The sequence below is a fragment of the Mesobacillus sp. genome (assembly GCF_049588175.1).
Taxonomy (GTDB): Bacteria; Bacillota; Bacilli; order Bacillales; family Cytobacillaceae; genus Mesobacillus.
Genome location: NZ_JBAVFI010000098.1, coordinates 1 through 2808 on the forward strand (window position 1 = coordinate 1; position 2808 = coordinate 2808).

Genomic DNA, 2808 nt, shown 5'->3' on the forward strand with positions numbered 1-2808 from the left:
TCCTGGCCTTTAATGACTGAGAAACTTAAGTTCGTCCGCTCAAACCCTGTTATGACGGTGTTCTCAGGGTTTATTTTTAGCGAGGCACAGATGTCCTCCCTTACCTTCGGTGTAGCAGTTGCCGTTAAGGCCAGCACGATTGGCTGCTTTGGCAGACGGTCAGCAAGACTTGATATATGCAGATAGCTCGGCCGGAAATCATGGCCCCATTGCGAAATACAGTGCGCTTCGTCGACCGCAATCAACGGGATGTCCATGTCCTGAAGATCGTCCATGAACTCCCATGACCCAAGCCGCTCGGGTGCAATATATAACAGTTTGTACTTTCCTCGGCGCGCATCATCCATGCGGGCAGCCGCTTCCCCGGCTGTCAGCGAGCTGTTGATATAGGTCGCCGGAATGCCAAGCTGGACAAGCGTATCGACCTGGTCCTTCATCAAGGAGATTAGCGGTGAAATGACAATCGTCGTCCCCGGCAGCACAAGTGCAGGGATTTGATAGACAATGGACTTACCGCCGCCAGTCGGCATGACACAAACCGTATTTTTTCCGTCCAGTACAGAACTGATAGCCTGTTCCTGACCATGGCGAAAAGAAGAATAACCAAAATGATTTTGCAATAACTCACGGGCTTTTTGAAGCATGATAGGCGGGCTCCTTTCAAGGTAAAATTAGGCTGATTTGAGGAGAATAAGAGAAGAACTATGGGGATGAGTAACAATTTCATTGTACCAGATAAGGCTATAAATCCCAATGGAAAACTCGTGAATAGTAGAAACAGAGACCCGTTCCCTCCACTTCAAAAGGGACGTATCCTTCGCTTCTTCCTAGAAGCATAAGGACGTATCCTCTGCTTCTTCCAACTAAATTTCAGCACCCTAGGATGATAGAATCCGATGAAAGCTTCTATTAAAGAAAGGAAGCATAAGGTACGTCCCCATGCTTCCACCTTTTATCAATTAATTCTTTCTTCAATTTCCATTGTCGGGAAATAATCACCAAAATCATTTGTTTCCTTTTCATTACGATTCATGCTAATAGTCCCTACACCAGCATATGTAATAGTTAGTATTTGCCAGCCTTCATGGTTTAATAATTCATCTGATAATTGACTGTATGCGTTAACTGCTAAATCCATTGCAGAAAACAGTTCACTTGGAGCTAATTCAACAGTTGCTTGTATCTCTCCATTTTCAAAAGAAAAGTCATTTAAACTTTCATTTTCTCCAATAGAATAATCCTCAACAATTTCTTTCGCTTTTTCAGCGGTAATTGGCTGTTGTAATTGTGCAGCTTCTGCTTCTGCGGCTGCTATTGCGTCCGCGTCCGCTTTAGCTTTAGCGGCTTCCTCTGCTTCTTGCTTTGCCTTTTCTTCCGCTAAACGTTTCTCTTCGGCGGCCTTAGCTTCTGCTTCTTTTCGTTTCCGCTCATCTTCTTGTATTTTAAACCACGGAGCTGCTTCATCTACTTTCGCTTGCAAATCTTTATTTTTGGTTTCGAGGCTTGCTACTGTTTCTGTTTTAGTATTCAGTTGTTTCTCTAATTCAGCTACCTCAGCATTCGCACTATCCATTTGCACTTGTGAAGGACCACTCGTCGCTCCAATACCAAGAGCAATCAATGCCGTTACAATATACTTCCATCTCTTTTTTATAAACTCTAAAACAACTTCCAATTTGTTAATCCCCCTAAAGTATGTTCTATGATGTTTGACTAATTCATTTTACCAGAATAATATTTTCAAAAAGACATATCCTTTTTTTACCATCAATCCATTGGACAAAAATTCCCCATTTTCACGAAGCAAAGGGACGTTTCCTCTGCTTCTAAAATACTTCAGCACCATAGGATGATAGAATCCAATGAAAGCCTCTATTAAAAAAAGGAAGCATAAGGTACGTCCCCATGCTCCCATCGTTTTAAATCCTTTTATATTTCTTATCAAAATATTGCTGCAGTCCATTGCTTGTGAGTGAAAATGCGAAAATCGTGATGCCTATTGCAATGGTGCCTGTGATCGGCAGCCATGGGTGCGACCAGATGTGCTTGGTGAGATTCAGGTAATAGGTCGGCCAAATATTCGAGGTATTCATGGCTTTATACCCCCCGCTCAATTGTGAAACGAATTCAACGCTGAAAAAGATTTCGACGATTCCAAGCTGACCGATCAGGAAGAGGATCCTCCCCAGGTCCGAAAAAAACTGGACGATGAAGAAGGGTCTTAACGGCGGCCAATAGTAGTTCCGCAGCATCGTCAGCGCCGAAGAGCCGGCGACGATTCCAGCCTCCACATAAGGTTTTTTCTTGATATCCAACATCCCTTGATAAAATATATCCGCCACCCTGCCTACTTCGATCAGTGCAAGTACGATCATGAACCACAGATACCGATTATCCGAAAAAACGATAAACGGTGTGCCCACGATCAAAATGATAAAGAAAATTGGCGGCATGAATGAAAACAACCGATTCCACACGATGAGGATTTTATGGAAAAATCGTGAATAAAAGCTCGCCAGTGCAAGTGGTAGGGCGAAGATATACCGGATCAGGGCAATCGCCAGAATGGTAAGCAGCGTTTCCTTCGTCCCGAGCAACACCTTGCTCAATAAATCGACTCCATTCGCATCCGAGCCGATTGGGTATTCTTTTGACGGGACGAAAGGCGGCAGTTCATAGCCGCCATCTTCTTTCTGCCTCATCACTTGCTCTTTTAATGATATGTCAACAAACGGAAGGTATGGCGCCGTAAAGGCGATGACCAACAGGAAAGACAGTATGAGTAAGCCGATTGTCAGTGATTTATTC

Annotated in this window: 3 protein-coding genes; all 3 read right to left on the reverse strand. The window is 43.8% G+C overall.

Features of this window, described 5'->3' with window-relative positions; all coding sequences use genetic code 11:
- Positions 1-644: RecQ family ATP-dependent DNA helicase (locus WB217_RS02100; protein WP_423990197.1), on the reverse strand; the 644-nt coding region annotated here is incomplete at its 3' end.
- A gap of 311 nt (positions 645-955) precedes the next feature.
- Entirely contained in the window at positions 956-1675 is a 720-nt protein-coding gene (locus WB217_RS02105; protein WP_423990199.1) for a toxin regulator, read from the reverse strand.
- Positions 1676-1919: 244 nt separating this feature from the next.
- A partial coding sequence (locus WB217_RS02110) for an ABC transporter permease subunit (protein ID WP_423990201.1) occupies positions 1920-2808 on the reverse strand: 889 nt, incomplete at its 5' end.